Annotated in this window: 12 protein-coding genes; 5 read left to right on the top strand and 7 right to left on the bottom strand. The window is 43.5% G+C overall.

The genetic code is table 11. The annotated features are described in order from the left end of the window. From FQ608_RS18675 to FQ608_RS18665, 3 genes are all read left to right on the top strand, one after another. Window positions 1-620 (top strand): outer membrane protein (locus tag FQ608_RS18675; protein ID WP_158860002.1); only part of this gene is annotated, 620 nt, incomplete at its 5' end. A 115-nt stretch (window positions 621-735) separates the two neighbouring features. Beyond that, window positions 736-1536, top strand: coding sequence for a YjbH domain-containing protein (locus FQ608_RS18670; RefSeq protein WP_158860001.1), 801 nt, complete (start codon window positions 736-738; stop codon window positions 1534-1536). Further along, entirely contained in the window at window positions 1520-2638 is a 1119-nt protein-coding gene (locus FQ608_RS18665) for a YjbH domain-containing protein (RefSeq protein ID WP_158860000.1), read from the top strand. Before FQ608_RS18670 ends, FQ608_RS18665 begins: the two co-directional genes overlap by 17 nt. A gap of 375 nt (window positions 2639-3013) precedes the next feature. On the opposite strand, the gene FQ608_RS18660 is transcribed toward FQ608_RS18665, so the two are convergent. Beyond that, complete coding sequence (locus tag FQ608_RS18660) at window positions 3014-4216, bottom strand: DEAD/DEAH box helicase (RefSeq protein WP_158860013.1); 1203 nt, start codon at window positions 4214-4216, stop codon at window positions 3014-3016. A 183-nt stretch (window positions 4217-4399) separates the two neighbouring features. Here FQ608_RS18660 and FQ608_RS18655 point away from each other — a divergent pair, with 183 nt between their 5' ends. After that, window positions 4400-4582, top strand: coding sequence for an anion permease (locus FQ608_RS18655; RefSeq protein WP_158859999.1), 183 nt, complete (start codon window positions 4400-4402; stop codon window positions 4580-4582). 610 nt (window positions 4583-5192) lie between these two features. On the opposite strand, the gene uxaC is transcribed toward FQ608_RS18655, so the two are convergent. After that, window positions 5193-6626, bottom strand: a complete 1434-nt coding sequence (gene uxaC / locus FQ608_RS18650; protein ID WP_158859998.1) for a glucuronate isomerase — start codon at window positions 6624-6626, stop codon at window positions 5193-5195. A 223-nt stretch (window positions 6627-6849) separates the two neighbouring features. On the opposite strand from uxaC, the gene FQ608_RS18645 reads away from it, so the two are divergent. Continuing rightward, window positions 6850-7791: a sugar phosphate isomerase/epimerase family protein gene (locus tag FQ608_RS18645; protein WP_158859997.1), complete on the top strand. Its 942-nt coding sequence runs from the start codon at window positions 6850-6852 to the stop codon at window positions 7789-7791. A gap of 87 nt (window positions 7792-7878) precedes the next feature. Here FQ608_RS18645 and FQ608_RS18640 read toward each other — a convergent pair whose 3' ends face one another. The 5 genes from FQ608_RS18640 to FQ608_RS18620 all read right to left on the bottom strand — a co-directional run bounded on the left by FQ608_RS18640 (window position 7879) and on the right by FQ608_RS18620 (window position 16033). Then, window positions 7879-9549 carry a RagB/SusD family nutrient uptake outer membrane protein gene (locus tag FQ608_RS18640; RefSeq protein WP_158859996.1) on the bottom strand — a complete coding sequence of 557 codons (1671 nt, stop codon included), beginning with the start codon at window positions 9547-9549 and terminating at the stop codon, window positions 7879-7881. Window positions 9550-9573: 24 nt separating this feature from the next. Next, complete coding sequence (locus FQ608_RS18635; RefSeq protein WP_158860012.1) at window positions 9574-12594, bottom strand: SusC/RagA family TonB-linked outer membrane protein; 3021 nt, start codon at window positions 12592-12594, stop codon at window positions 9574-9576. Window positions 12595-12907: 313 nt separating this feature from the next. After that, window positions 12908-14284: a 3-keto-disaccharide hydrolase gene (locus tag FQ608_RS18630; RefSeq protein WP_158859995.1), complete on the bottom strand. Its 1377-nt coding sequence runs from the start codon at window positions 14282-14284 to the stop codon at window positions 12908-12910. Window positions 14285-14454: 170 nt separating this feature from the next. Next, window positions 14455-15396, bottom strand: a complete 942-nt coding sequence (locus tag FQ608_RS18625; protein ID WP_158859994.1) for a sugar phosphate isomerase/epimerase family protein — start codon at window positions 15394-15396, stop codon at window positions 14455-14457. A 97-nt stretch (window positions 15397-15493) separates the two neighbouring features. Next, window positions 15494-16033 carry a hypothetical protein gene (locus tag FQ608_RS18620; RefSeq protein ID WP_199856408.1) on the bottom strand — a complete coding sequence of 180 codons (540 nt, stop codon included), beginning with the start codon at window positions 16031-16033 and terminating at the stop codon, window positions 15494-15496. Window positions 16034-16388: the final 355 nt, after the last annotated feature.

Raw genomic sequence — 16388 nt, 5'->3', positions numbered from 1 at the left:
ATGTGGGGTTGGGGGTGTCTTATTGGAACAGAACCTATTCGGGGGCGGATGAGCGAAGCTTTCTACCCAACTATCCCAGTGATGGTGATTTTAGCCAAGACGGGCTGATGCCCTTCGTTTCCGCTGGCGTAAACCTCTTTGAGGGATTGGGAGTGGACGGTAGGATCGGAATATGGTCTGGGACCTTTGCCGGGGAGCAAGTACTTGCCGGTGGTCTCCGAATCAACGAGTCCATCAAACAAATGGTAATTCCCCTGACCGTCGGTGTATACTATGCGTACAAAGATGTCGTCCGCGATCAGGTCAATCTATTTGCCGGAGCAGGTGTAAACAGGTATTTTGTCCAGAACAAAGCGGAACGTAACGTCAGCGGTGGGGAAGGGGATGTGCCTTCGAGAACTTTTAATGGCAATGACTACGGGTTTTATGGGAAGTTGGGAGCAGAATACAATTTGAATGAATACCTTAGTGTCGCTTTGGAAGGCCGATACAATACAGGCAGTTACGATAAAACCTACACTCCTGAATTTGGAGCCCCCTCGGTAACCCGAAATGTGTCCCTTCAAGGGTTGGAAATCGGATTAAGTCTACGCTATCTGTTTTACGATATGTATTATTGAGGGTACCTGGAAGAGAATTTCTATTATATATGATTTTCGCGCAAGAGATTGTCATTTTAACTAGCTGATACAACCTTTAATATGCCGTCATGGAAACCTCTGTGGCGGTATTTTTATGAAAAAATTTAACTATTTATCAGTGTTGCTTGTCCTGTGGGTTGGGTTCAAATCTCCAGTATTCTCCCAGGTTAATGTGTTGGGAAAACCAGGACATGTGTTGACTCCATCCGCGCAGTGGGACACTCTACGGCAAGTTGGGTTTAGTTTTGGAACCATCCCTGAAAGCTATTCGATCAACAATTTTATGAAAAGGCATGTTGGACCAGAGCATATCTATGGGGTAAAGCTGCCGATCACGGGTTTTATGGAAGTTAATATTAATTTCACCCGAAAACCTGAGCTTGCGAACCGAATAGGGGTGGGGGACCGCCATATCGATGTCCGGCTACATCTGCTCAAAGAAAGAAAGATCTTGCCGTCGGTTGTGCTTGTTCTCACCCCTCCGGAGGGCGAATCTACCTTTCTTTCCCAAGATTTGCTGGTAGCAACAAAAAACGTACTCCTTGGAACTGCGGGAACCCTGCAGATAAGCGGGGGCTTTTCATCACCAAACTTTTACCGGGTTTCAAAGACTGGGAGCGGTGATTCCAGAGGTTTTGCCCGAAAAACCTCCCTGGGAAACAATTATCTCAACGGCTTCTTTGGTTCCCTTCAATGGCAACCATGGGAATTTATGGGGTTAATTGTGGAACACGACAGCCAAAAAATAAACACCGGTATGTTTGTACATTGGAAAGAGCGGTTTTATCTACAGGGAAATTTAATTGACAACAGGGAAATCGGTATCACAACATCGGTTCGCTTTCCACTTGATTTTTCGCCTTTTGAATTAAGAAGATATGCCAAAAATAGGTAGCTGGGCAGTATTGGTCCTTTGTTTAATAATAGGCTCGCTGCAAGCGCAGGAGTTGGAGGAAAAGCTTTGGGATGCGGGGTTTGAGCAGATCCATGTACTGGAAGGGGAGGATACCGTGACCATTTTTTTTGAACATCGCCTTTTCCGCACACCCTACCACAGCTTGACTTACGCTGAGCTGGTAACCAATGAGTCGCGCCATGTGGTCTGGGTGCCCCTGTACCATAACAGACCTATGGGTGTTTATGAAGGAAATGATTTACGGTATAGGCCCTTGGAAAATGTGGAGCGTGAAGCTTTTAAGGCCAGAAACAACTTGTCACGGGGATACCGGTTTCACTTTCGGATTATGCCTGACTTTTCGGCTCGGTTTGGCAATTTTGATCAGCCTTTTCAGACCAAGACCAATGTAATCCTGGATACCCGCATTTACTTGTTGCCAGGTCTTAGCCTGCATTCGGGGCTCTTGTTTCCCTTAGAGAATTCTCTGGATGTCCAAAAAATGAATATACGGGTTGCGCCCTCTCACCTACATTACTTTGTGGAGCTTCTGCCGTCACATTTTCTTTCTGTCACCGGAGGACTCTTTCACTATGACCGGTACGGGATAGACTTGCAATACCGCTATTCCAAACTGGACAAGCCTTGGAGCATTGGCCTGGAGTCGGGGTACACGGGCTATTACTTTCTCCCTCCCGGCTCGATCTATACTGAAACTCCAGAGGACATTTCCCTGGTGATGGATCTGGAGTACCGCTTGCCTTTTGAGAATCTTTCCGTTCGCCTAAGTGGGGGACAGTTTTTGTTTAGGGACCGGGGGGTTAGGGGAGATTTAATCAAGCAGTTTGCTGCTGTGGAAGTGGGCTTCCATTCCGCCCTTACGCAAGCGGGGTTTACGGCGGGTTTTCAGGTCGCATTCCCTTTATTTCCCGGAAAGATTCTTCGGGGCAAAAAAGTAGAGTTGCGGACGACAGAGGAATTTCGTTGGGAGTACACCTATAACAATGAGGCTCCGGTAGCCCGTCGGTACCGGTTGGGGGTACCCCGGTTGGCAGATCAGTTGAGACAGTATAATTCGAATTATATTGGAAGTTTTAAATGATATTTTATAAAAGGAAATATGGCCTTGAGGCCAAAATATAAATGAAATGTGGTTTAGAGGTTGATACTTAAAAGCGGAGAACCCGGAGAGCGTAGATTTTACAGGGTATAGCCTTCGGCTGAAATATGGCCTGACGGCCGATTTATAATGGAAACCTGCCGGCAGGCTGGTATGGCCTACGGCAGAAATACTTAGATAAGGAAAAACATGAGGAAGAACCGATATCCCTTGCCTCAGATACATCTTATAATGGATTGTTCCCGCTTGCCAATTTCGGGCTATTAGTCCTTGTCCATCAATATTTTCTTGCAAAAAAAAAAAGTATCCCCGCAAAAATCGACAGGGATACTTTTTTTAATACCATTTATTTCTCTTTTACCTTCTTCGGCTATGGCGCTGTTGAGGGCGACCTTGAGGTTTGGATTTCTCCTTTTCGTGCTGGATCACACCGTCAAACGGATAGGGGTGGCTGTCCTCTGTTGGAATGCGCCTACCGATCAATTTTTCTATGTCTTTCAATTCTTTTCGCTGCTCGCCGTCGCAGAATGAAACGGCTTTTCCAGAAAGCCCAGCCCTGCCTGTCCGTCCGATTCGGTGAACATAGGTCTCCGGAATATTGGGTAGGTCAAAATTGAATACATGTGCCAGCTCGTCTATATCTATGCCCCGGGCAGCAATGTCAGTCGCCACAAGCACCTGTAAACGGTTGTTTTTAAAGTCATTCAATGCATTTTGCCGGGCATTTTGACTTTTGTTGCCGTGGATGGCGGCAGCATCTACCTGGTTTTTCGCCAGGTACTTTACCACCTTGTCCGCCCCGTGTTTTGTGCGTGTAAATACCAATGCCTGATCGATATTTTGCTTGCTTAAAAGGTGTAGGAGGAGTTGAGGTTTGTCGCCTTTGTTGGTATAATAGAGTTTTTGGTCAATTTTATCAACTGTAGAGGAAGGTGGGGTCACTGCAACTTGTGCTGGATTGGTCAGCAGGGAATCTGCCAATTTCTGAATCTCGGCCGGCATGGTGGCTGAGAAAAACAAGGTCTGCCGTTTGCTGGGAATTTGTGCGATGAGTTTTTTTACATCGTGTATAAATCCCATATCCAGCATCCTGTCTGCTTCATCCAACACGAAGATTTCTATTTTTTTAAGGTTAATAAATCCCTGGTTTATCAAATCCAGTAACCTGCCCGGTGTTGCTACAAGAATATCCACTCCCCGTTTGAGGGCATTGGTTTGTTTCAGCTGAGATACACCCCCGAAGATAACAGTATGTGAAATAGGCAGGTGCCTGCCATAGGCTGAGAGACTTTCGTCAATTTGTATGGCAAGTTCCCGGGTAGGGGTAAGAATAAGGCATTTGATACCTGCCTGCCGTTGCTTGTTTTCAACCAGAAGTTGCAGGATGGGAATGGCAAACGCGGCAGTTTTTCCGGTACCGGTTTGTGCACATCCCAAAAGGTCTCTTTTTTGGAGGACTAGAGGGATGGATTCTTTTTGAATGGGAGTGGGGGTAGTATACCCTTCTTCGGCTAGCGCTTTCAGAATAGGCGCTATAATTTCTAATTGTTTGAATTCCATAAAGGATGATTGGATCATTCGGCCAGCCAAGATGTTGTATGGTCTGTAGCAGCGGGGAAAAGATAGGTTTCGGCTTACAACCTGCCGACTTTTCATAAAGTGGTACAAAGGTAGGCATTTTTTTGTTAATAATGACTATCGGTCCGGTAACTGTTAAAAATCCAACCCGTTAACCTTTTAGTAATGTATTTTCTGCTGGTAAAAGGGTTTTACCCCAATAGGCTCGGACATATTGCGGGTTCGGACCAGGTGATCCGGCAGCAGTTGGCTGAGCTCGGGCCAATTTCAAAGGCTGAGGTTCGGGTTAGCCTTATTGTAATCTTCATGGCTTTTTGTTGGATTTTAAGAGAACCCCTGAAATTATGAGTTATGAAATCGTTAGCCTTGAAAGGGCGAAATTTAACAGCCAGGAGTGAAGCGGAGCCCCAGGATATGATTGAATAGAAGGTAGATATAGTTTTGGCAGCGGAGCCGGTTGTAAAAACCATTCTTTTCCGCCAAAACCCGAAGCCGTTAATCTTTGCCTTCACGTAGCCTAGAACAACTCCTGCTTGGTTCCAGATTTACCTGAAATTTGTCCTGAGTGTAAAAAGCTGGTGAGTCATACTATAGATGCCAAATTGACCACTCCGAGTTTGGAGGCAAGGGGAGGGGAATTAACGGTTTTTACGGCCAACCCTCCAACTATCCATCATTCCTAATTTCGGCGTTGAAAACGGTTGATGTGTTATTAGGTTATGAATTACGATTTGACCATTGATCATGCCTAAAAAAACTTATATGTTTTATATGGTATTTTTTTTTATTCGCACCGACGTTTCAGTTCCAGATCGGAGTTGCAAATTCCTTATTAGCTGTACGTCGCAGTTACAAACTACGACAAGCAAGGGTGTAGCATTTACTACACCCTTTCACTGATAAACTATTTTAGTGGCGTAATCCTTAAAAAACATTCCTGTATTTTATAGGCACCTCTCTACACCTCATAAAACCCAAAATATTCCCGGGCATTATTATAGCAGATATTCTCAACCAGCTGTCCCAACCATGGCTCGTCAGCGGGAAGTTGGCCGTTTACCACGTCGTTGCCGATCAGGTTGCAGAGGATACGGCGGAAATACTCATGACGTGGGAAGGACAGAAAGCTTCGGGAGTCGGTCAGCATGCCGACAAAGCAACTCAGGATTCCCATATTGGACAGCGTGTTGATCTGTTTTTCCATCCCGTCTTTTTGATCCAAGTACCACCAGCCGGAGCCAAACTGTACCTTGCCTTTCACGGATCCGTCATTATAGTTGCCCACCATGGTGGCCATGACTTCATTGTCAGCTGGGTTGAGGTTGTAAAGTATAGTTTTGGCTAGTTGATCACTGCTGTCTAGATTATTGAGGAATTTGGAAAGAGCGGTGGCTTGGGTAAAATCACCTATCGAATCAAAACCCGTATCGGGCCCAAGTACTCGAAGCATACGTTCGTTGGTATTTCGTAGCGCACCTAGGTGGTACTGTTGCGTCCAGCCCTTGGCGTGGTACATTTTACTAAGTGCCGTAAGGGTCTCAAATTTGAAATAGGCTACCTCTTCAATTGAAAGCTCTTTTCCGTCAAGTACTGATTGGAAGAGTGCCTGGATATTGTACTTCCCTTTTTCAAAGAAATAGAGTTGCTCAAGACCATGGTCGGAAAGTCGTCCTCCATTTTCATGAAAGTAAGCTACCCGGTTTTCTAGGGCAGCAAGAAGGTTTTCGTAGGAGGTTGGCATAATACCACTCACGTCACCCAGTTTTTGCAAATATTCCTTATATGCAGCCGGGTTTTCTACCCCATAGGCCTTGTCGGGCCGAAAGGCGGGTAAAAGTTTTAACGCAATACCTTCCTTTTTTGCCGCTTGATGATATTCCAAGCTATCTGTAGGATCATCAGTAGTACAGACTACTTCTACATTCATTTTTTCCAAAAGCCCCCGTGTCCGATAATCGTCTTCTTTGAGCAGATAATTTACCTGGTCATATATCGCGGGCCCTGTTTCGGCTGTAAGCAACTTATCAATTCCAAAGTAGGCGCGTAGTTCCAAGTGGGTCCAGTGATAGAGCGGATTTCGCAGGGTATGGGGAACTGATTCGGCCCATTTTTGAAATTTTTCTTTGTCAGAAGCATCTCCTGTGATGTATTTTTCATTTACCCCCAACGTACGCATAGCCCGCCATTTGTAGTGATCACCAGCCAGCCAGATGTCGGAAAAGTTCTTAAACTGACGGTTAGTTGCTATATCATGCGGGGAGAGGTGGCAGTGGTAGTCAATGATGGGCATTTTCTTGGCATGGTTGTGATAGAGCGTTTTGGCAAAATCACTTTGCAGTAAAAAATCCTCCGTCAAAAATGTTGTTGTTTTTGGTTTTAATATATTTTCCATGGATTAGTTTTATCGGTAATAGTGAATGGAAATTTAATAGGCTTGTGTGATCTTTAAATTTAGGCAATCGATTGCTCAAATTAAATTAATTTATATTAAAAATTACAAATTCGGGAAGAAGAACGAAAATCATCGGCTTTTTTTAGTTTATTTGATCCAGTATATTTTAAAAAAGGCGGTTCAAAACACCTAAAACTTACTCCGTTTCCAATTACATAAACCCATGAAAATTAATCCTACAAATAATCTGACCCGAAGAAGGTGGATACAACAAGTGCTACCACTTACATTAGGGCCGCTGTTGGTGCCTGTTGGATTTGCCAACTCAGCGACACTTGGCTTTCCTAACTCAACACCAAACCTCAAGCTAAGCTTAAATGCCTACTCCTTCAACGCGCCGCTGATGAAGCAGGAACTTTCCCTACATCAGTTGTTCGAGTTTTGCGCAACTGCGGGTTTTCAAGCAGTGGATTTAACGGCGTACTACCTATCTGGTTACCCCAAGGTACCTGAAGACAGGTATCTATATGAAGTAAAAAGAGATACTCACCGACATGGACTCCATATCAGCGGTACGGGAGTAAGAAATGATTTCACCCACTTGCCTTATGATCGCAGAAAGCAAGAAGTGCAGTTAGTCAAAGACTGGATCGTGGCGGCTTCTAAATTAGGAGCTCCCGTTTTGCGGGTATTTTCAGGAACACAGGCAGTCTCTGCTGCTGACCGACAACGGGTATGGGAATGGATGATAGCCGATTTTAGAGAGTGTGCTGATTTTGGTGCCAATCATGGGGTCATCGTAGCGTTGCAAAATCACAACGATTTTATCCAAACAGCCGATGAAGTCAATCAGATAATGGAAGAAGTAGCTTCGCCTTGGTTTGGACTTGTGCTTGATATAGGAAGTTATCCACAGGAGGAACCATATGAAGGGATAGCGAAGAACATTCAACACGCTGTCAACTGGCAAATTAAGGAGCAGGTCAATCATTTTGGCGAACAAAGGCCGGTGGATTTGGTGAAATTGATGCAGATCCTTGCTTCCAGTAATTATCAGGGTTATCTCCCCATTGAGACCTTGGGCCCCGGGGATCCTTTTAAAAAAGTGAGGGATTTTTCAGAGAAGGTAAGAGGGGCCATGAGGGAACAGAGCTTGGGAGACTAGCTTGGAACAACCTACAATTTTTCTTAAAACATAAAAAAAGGGTTTGGGGAATTTCCCCAAACCCTTTATGAAGATACTTGGATTTCTTTAATATCCCGGATTCTGTGGGAAATTGGCCTCATTGCCGTCTGCCCGGTCTATTTGGTTTTGGGGAATCGGTCTTAAGACATGGAAGTCCTGAAGTCCGGTAGCCTGAGGGTTATGCGCCCTAACCCTTTCCAAAAGGATACCCCATCTTTTCAGGTCAAGCCATCTCTGCTGCTCTCCCAACAGTTCTCTGGCCCTTTCTTCATAGATCAATTCCATGTTCATCTCCGCAGGGGTAATTTCCATTTGGGCTTCTCTTCCGGGGAAAGCAGCTCGCCTTCTAACGATATTAATGTTTTCGGTCGCAGCAGCAATTTTATCCTGCATGAACTGTGCTTCTGCCAGGAGAAGATAGGTGTCGGCTAATCTGAAGGCAATGTAGTCTCTCCCTCCTTCAAATTGGGTAAGGTCCACTCTTCCCGGATCCATGTGTTTTTTAAGACTTGGGAAAAGCCGCTCACTATAGTTGGAAGGTACCAACACCTGGTATGGCTTCTGTGCCCTTTCTTCCATTGACATTTCAAAACCTGGAACGTAAATGGCCGTATCTCCGGCCGAATAAGTCACCTGCGCCTTGGTTTGGTCAAAATTGGTATTAAAGGTGCCTGGGTTATTGGAAAGATAGACAGTCAGGAAAGTATTGAAATACCGGCTATCATTTTCCCTGTCAGCAAAGATTTGATTAAGGGTATAATTGGTAGGCTTATACCTTTTAAATGGTCTACCGTTTTGGGTATCCCTTCTCATGCCTGGCTGCACATCATATTCCATCAAAAAGAAGACGTGAGCATTATTTCCGGTGCTGTTTGTTAATTGATTTCTGCCGTATTGAACTGCAAAAACCACTTCGTCGTTTACTTCATTTCCAAAAGCATGTACATCTCCAAAATTTTCAAGCAAGCTAAAACCATAATTATCAATTACGGACTGCAATAAAGGTTCTGCCTTAGCAAAATCATCATTTGCAGCTGCTTCAGAGGTACCCTTGGTAAGGTATACCTTTCCCAACAAATGCTCGGCAGAGGCACGGGTAGCCCTGCCGTAATCATTGGAATGTCCAACGGCCTGAAGATTTGGAATAGCCGTCTCCAGGTCATTGATAATGGCGGCATAAACTTCCTGTACAGGTGACCTGGTTACTTCGGTGGAAGGAATAACCGACTCTGAAAGTTGGATATCTATTGGGCCGAATAGTTGTACCATAATAAAATAATGGTGAGCTCTGATAAATTTTGCCTCCGCTATTCTTCTGGCCCTGATTTCTTCAGAAAGTCCTGCAACTTCAGGGGCCCGGTCAATAACCGCATTACATGTGTTGATTCCTTGATAAAATTGATCCCATAGCTCACGGGCATGTGCATTCTGTGAGTCAAAATCAGAGGTGTAAAAATTCATAAATTTAAATGCCCCATCTGCTCCATTCGTATAGGTGTCTGTACCGAAGACGGTGAAATTATTTCCCCTCTCTGTACCGTACCATGCTCTAAAGGAACTGTAGGCAGCATTTAGGCCATCATTCAAACCACTTGGCGTATTGAGATAATCCGTTCCAACATTGGAAATCACATCTTCTTCCAAAAACCCTTCGCAGCTGGCCACGGCAAATAGGGCCGCTCCCATGGCGCTGATTTTGGAATACTTTGAGAATATATTTTTGATTTTTGATTTCATTTCTTTTAAAATTGAGGTTACACTTTAAAACTTAGCGTTAATACCAAAGGTGTATTGGGTCACTGCGGGTGCGATATTGGAATTGATCACACCACCTTCTACACCTTGCTCTCCATCAATAAAGGTCTCAGGATCAATTCCCGCATGACGACTTCGGTATTCAGAAAAAATGAAAGGCTGCTGAACACTCGCGAAAATCCTCAAACTTTCCATTCTAAGCCTCGAGAGCATTTCAACTGGAAAGGTGTATCCAAAATTAATATTTCTCACCTTCAGGAAGGTACCATCAAAGTACTGTAGTGATGAGGAATATTTTGGAAACTCCTGGTTTACATTAGGCCGGGGATAATCATTGGTGGGATTATTCGGCGTCCAGTAATCCACATTCAGGTTATTATACCTTCCGGCAAGTGCGTTGAATCCCCCCGTGTGAAAAGCACTTCTGATCATGGATCCGACTCTTCCAAAAAGGAAGAAGGAAAAATCAATGCCTTTATAAGAGAACCTATTAGTGATACCACCGCTAAAGTCAGGAACGGCTGAGCCCAAGATCTGCCGGTCATCGGCATTGATTTGACCATCATCATTGGTATCTTCAATCTTAATATAGCCTGGCAAATCACTGTAAGTAAGAGCTTCATCTGCCTCATCTGATTGCCAGATGCCTACTTTATTCCAATCGAAGAATACGGTTAAGGGTTGACCGATAAAACGACCTGCTCCGATATCATCTCCATCTGCCAAATCAAGGATTTCTTCTCGGTTTCTATTGAATATGAAATCAGTAGACCATCTGAATCCGCCTCTGTCAATATTAATGGTGTTTAACGTCAATTCGATTCCCCTGTTTTGAGTCTTACCAATATTGGTAAGGAATCCTCCAAAACCAGTAGAATTTGGTAATGGCTGTGGGGCCAGTAAGTCAGTAGTAGTGGTTACATAATACTCCAAGCTACCTGCTATCCTTCCCTGAGAAAAGACGAAGTCCAAACCTGCATTGGCAGTAGTGGAAGTTTCCCATCTCAAATCCGGGTTGCCTATGGTTCCTGGTCGGTATCCAAATGCAGGACTACCGCCAAACTCGTAGGCAGTTCGGGCCAAAAGGGGCTGGGTCTGGTAAGGGTCAATTCCCTGGTTACCAATAGAACCGTAACTTGTTCTAAGTTTTAACTGGTCTAAAATGGTGCTTCCTTGTAAAAATGCTTCGTCCCCAATATTCCATCCAACTGCCACAGAAGGGAAGTAACCATAACGGTTATTTTCCCCAAATCGGGAAGAACCATCCGCTCTGACCGTTGCCGTTACCAAATACTTGCCATTATAATCATAATTCAACCTTCCCATATAAGATAACAAAGTCCACTGAATTAAATTAGTATTGGCACCGGTGATTTGGCTGGCATCGCCAAGTCTGTGGTACATTTGGCTTTCTGCTGGTATACCTAATACATTGATATTTGCGAATTCGCGATTATCTTTTTGAAGCGACTGAAGTCCCGTTAATTGAAAGGTATGGGCTTCATTAATGGTTTTTGTATAATTGATAATGTTTTCCAGCGTATAGTTAAATTGAAACTCTTCGTTGATAGAACCTGTAGGGTCCCCACCTCTTCTGGCGTTGGTTTGGGCTCCGATAAACCTCCCACTTCTTCTCATGGAAATATCTGGTCCAAAGTTTAATCGATAACTTAAGCCCGGTGCAATATCGTAAACTGCATAAAAGCTATTGAATACTCGATATCTTTTGGTGATATCCTCATGTGCCCCCGGCACGATCTCAGCCAAAGGATTGGTCCTTAACCCATCTTGGGTGGGTTGAAAGTTAATGGATCCATCTTCATTAAAGGTTCTTCCCAGGGGGTTTTCTTGTAAGGCTCCTCCCAGCGGGTTGAAATTTTCACCATTTCTTTCACTATAAGTAACCATTGAGGAGGTTCCTATTCTGATTTTATCATTGATTTTGTGATCCAGGTTGATTCTGAAGGTATGCCTGGAAAAATCCTGTAATTTGACCACACCCACATCCTTGAAAAAATTACCTGAAATAAAGAAAGTCGTTTTTTCATTTCCGCCTCCTACACTGACATTATGATTCTGGATGGAACCGGTTCTGGTAAGTGCGTCAATGTAATCATAACTCCTACCCAACCGGATACTTTCCAATTCGTTTGGCTCGAAAAGCCCTTCATCGGCTTCAAGGGTGGCAGGACCTTGTGGGTATTCGCCTACTGCTCGGCGTGATTCTCTTTTATATTCGGCAAACTCTTCTCCATTGAAGTTTTGGATTCTGCCTAGACTTTGGTTGATGCCATAATAAGAGTCCACAGAAACCCTTGTTTTACCCGCATTACCCCTCTTCGTGGTAATGATAACGACACCGTTGGCTCCCCTTGACCCATAAATGGCGGTGGCGGATGCGTCTTTTAAAACCTCCATGGATTCAATATCCTGGGGGTTAAAATCATTCAGGCCTCCAACTATTGGAATATTATCCACTACATATAATGGATCATTTCCAGCATTAAATGACCTTCTTCCTCTTATTCGAACTTGAGGTTCTGCGCCAGGTTTACTGCCTGCCTGGGTTACATCTACCCCTGTAGCCCTACCTTGTAAAGCCTGTCTTGCATCGGTAATAGGCAGTTCCACGATTTCCCTATTTCCTACAGAGGAAATTGCGCCAGTCAATTGGCTTTTTCTTGTTGTACCATAACCCGTTACCACCACTTCATCCAAATCCGAGATATCAGGCATTAATTGCGCATTGATAGTGGATTGATTGCCGATGACTACTTCTTTCGGCGTGTATCCGATAAAAGAAAAAACAAGCGTGGCAGTACTGGGAGCGGATATGGAATAATTTCCGTCCAAATCGGCAGCTACCCCGGTGGCAGTGCCTTTTACTAAGACCGAAGCACCAGGAATTGCTTGGTCATTTTCATCTACAATCTGGCCTCTTACCTGCACATTCTGAGCAAACAAGACGCTGGATGATAGCAATAACAGGAACATAATTATCCCTGATTTTTGGTAAAATCGTTTCATCATGATTTTGGTTTTATAGTTAATTGATAAGTAATATGGATGCTAAAGTAATTTAATTTCCAGATGTAAAAAATAATATTAAGGGAATAATTAATAGGTTAAAAATGGGTTCAAACCTTTGAAACCGAATAATATTTTGAAATTAATGATAATAAAATTTAAATTAAACGTTGTAATGACGGTTATCAGAATTTAAATTAGTTTTCGGTGGTTTTTTCTCATTTTATTTTTTTCATATTTTTAATTAACCGATTAAAACAAAAAAACACCGCATAAGGTATATGCGGTGCTTTTTAATGAATCTGTTTTCTGCTTACAATTTTCTAATTTTTATATTTCTGTAATGAACTTCGTCGGAATGGTCCTGAAGCAAGATATAACCTTCTTCAGCCTCTCCGAAATTTTCCAAATTCTTGTATTTACTTCCAGCTACGAGTTTCCGGTAGGCTTCTGATCCACGCTCATATTCAAGTACTTTTACCCCGTTGAGATAATGTTCCACTTTATTATTTGGGTATGCTATTACCCTCCCCTTGTTCCATTCCCCAATAGGCTGAACAAAACGGGGTTCCTTTGGAGCTGTAATCAAATCATATAGCGAAGCCAAAGTGCGGTTGCCGTCTATCCCTTGTTTTGCATCCGGGTGTCTTTCGTCATCCAGCACCTGGTATTCAAGCCCAAGGGCAGAGCCTACATTCCCATCCGAAAGTGTAACAAAGTATTTGACTCCGCTATTGGCACCTTCTGTCAACCGGAAATCAAACGACAGATCAAAAGCACTGTATCTATCTTCAGTTATTAGGTCTCCCGGTCTCGGCGTCCCCTCTTGGGCAGCTTCGATAATAAGCATTCCATCCCGGACACTCCAGCCTGCTTCAGGAAAGCCTTCCTGCTTCGTACCTCTCCAACCCTTATTGCTATTGCCGTCAAACAACAACTTCCAGCCTCTGTCTTTTTCATGTGCTGTTAGGATATTTGGAATAGTGCTTACCACATAGATGTCAGACTCCATGGGAGTAGCCTTCAAATCTTCTGTTTTGATACGGATATTCTTGAAAAGCGTCCTTCTTCCGGCGTCAGTGGAGTCTCTAATACTGTGTACCTGGAGCCCGATAAATCCCGTAGCATCCATGTCATCTACCACATAAGCAACTTCCTGTCCATTGACCCATGTTTTCAACTCATTTCCAATGAACTCTATCCTATACGTATTGTACTCCCCAAGTTTAAAAGCGCTTCTTGCATCCGGATTCAGGGTCAGGGGATATAGCCATCCTCTCCTAGCTTCGTCGTAGACTCCTCCTGACCAGGCTCTTTCTTTGGGGTCAGTCTCTACTTGGTAGCCAAAGACCCTACCCTTGCCGTCTCTGGCTGCTGGATCGTACTGTCCCCTTACCATAACTCCTGAATTACTGGATTCATGCTCTACTTTGATCTCCAGTTCCAAAATAAAGTCTTTGAACTCCTTTTCAGTAACCAAAAAGGTATTTGGCGTATTGGCTACTGCCGTACCGACGATTGCCCCGTCTTCGATGGTAAACTGCGCTTCGCCGTCCAGTTGCTTCCATCCATTAAGGGTTTCTCCGTCAAAAAGATTGGTCCAGCCTTCTTTAGTTTCAACGGTTGCAGGGCCACAGCTTCCTATCCAAAGCATCAGTAGGCTCACTAGCATTAAAGGTAATTTCCTCATTGTTTGTTGGGGTTTTATTTGGTGTTCGTTTTTTAATGTGTTCAATTGTCCATAAAGTTAACCATTTTCTGTAAAAATAAAGAGAAGGTTAAGCAATCGGTTGCATTATGGTTTAATACCTTGAGTGCCTATCAGAAATTTTTCTTGATAAAATGAGATATGAACTTGGTTTACATGGATGCCAAAAGTAATTTCTTAGTAGCCTTCACAGCTTGCTCCGGATCCATTTTCATTCCATATCCACCACCCCATTCTATACCCACGTACCCTTCAAAATCAAAAGCGGAAACGATCTGCATCATTTTGTGAAAATCAATAGTGGTATCATTCCCTTGTTTGTCAAATCCCATGGACTTGGCACTTACACCCTTGGCATAGGGCATCAGTTCCGCCACGCCTATATAAGGATCATAAAATATACCTTGTTCCAGGTTGGTTCTGAAGTTTCCGAAGTCGGGTAAGGTACCGCAGTATTCGCTGTCCACTGCTTTCATCACATCCGCAAGCCACCTGCCATTGGAAGAATAACCTCCGTGATTCTCTACTACTATACTGATCTCATTGCTGGCTCCGTATTCCACCAGTTTGGCCAGACCATCGGCAAAATAATTTTGGGCATCTTTGTAAGAGGCATCTCCGTATCCCGAGGCATTTACACGAATGGCGTGACATCCTAGAAATTTGGCGGCATCTACCCACTTATGGTGATTGGCTGCAGCGGTCTTTCTGGTAGCTTCTTCCGGGCTGGCAATGGCTCCTTCAGGCCCCCACATGTCTACCATTATAAGGACGTTTGTTACACCTGCGCCGTCGCTCCGTTTTTTGAGCTCGCTGAGATAGGTGTTGTCAGTTTCTTTTCCCTTAAAAAAGCTGCTAACATATTCCACGGCATGAATATCAAAAACCTTTCTAGTAGTTTCTGGGAAATCCAAGTTGGTCATTTTTCCAGAATTGAGCCAGTCTCTAAGGGACCACTCTGCCAATGAAATGGTATATGGAGCCTTTTTAGAGTGCTTGGGCGAAAGATTTGCTGCTTGGGAAAGACCTGGCAACACAGCTAGGGCAACTCCTGCCTGCAGGGTGTTTTTAAAAAATTTTCTTCTTTGGGTCATTGGATCGGATTTAAGATTGATTAATCAACTACAAGGTAGGAAAGTTTACCCAAAATTGCTTAGTAATACCCTGACAGAATAAAGAAAAATGAATGTTTTAATTGATTTGTGGGCCCATTTCCCTTTCTGGTTCCAGACCATCCGAAGGTTTATTCCCAACCTGCCCCCCCAATATTATCGCAGCTGCTATCAGTACTATATTTTTGAAAATATACTGGCCCTTTAGCGTAGGAATGATTGGCATCAATTCAAACACCTGCTCCGGGAAAAAGAAAACAGGAAGAAATGTGCCTGGAAGTTGTAAAAAGAGCAGGAGTAGGGTAAAGCGCATGAATTTCCCCAATATGAGGCCCAGACCTATAATTGTTTCCCAGATGGCAAGGCCAATGTTGATTTGGGAATCAGAGAAAACCCCAAAAGTGACTTTGCTTATCGTGCCTGTGACCATTTCCTCAGCAGGACTTGTTCCGGGGAAGAATTTCAGGATCCCAAACCAAAGGAAAATAAACCCAATACTAAACCTTAACATGGTAAAACCATTTTCCTTCATCCAGTTTCTAACTGCAAGGTCTATTTTTTTAAATTGACTGGAGTTGGAAACATGAGCATCTATTTCCTTTATTTTTTTGCGTACCATAATAAATTTGAAGAGAAAACGGGAAACACCTTACTTTTTGAATAGTTAAAATGAATTTTTCGCCAGATTTTATCTTAATACCGTAGCCAAAGATGTCAAAATGGCAATAATGTTTAGTTTTTCTGCAAATTTTATTCCTAAATTTGATTAACTTAAAATAGTCCACGGCAATATGTGATGGTAAGTGTTAGGATGATTTCGGTAGGTTGCAGGTATGAAAGAAATCACACGAAAAACTTAAGTCTTGACTGACATCCGCGATACGTTCCTGTAGCCATGTGATCCTTATGAAGTGAAACCTTCCAGGTTTCACCTGTTTTATTTGAACAACTAGCTGATTATCAACAAAACCTGG

This window comes from Lunatibacter salilacus, from assembly GCF_009797935.1.
Taxonomy (GTDB): Bacteria; Bacteroidota; Bacteroidia; order Cytophagales; family Cyclobacteriaceae; genus Lunatibacter; species Lunatibacter salilacus.
This window is presented reverse-complemented; position numbering and strand designations above follow the sequence as displayed.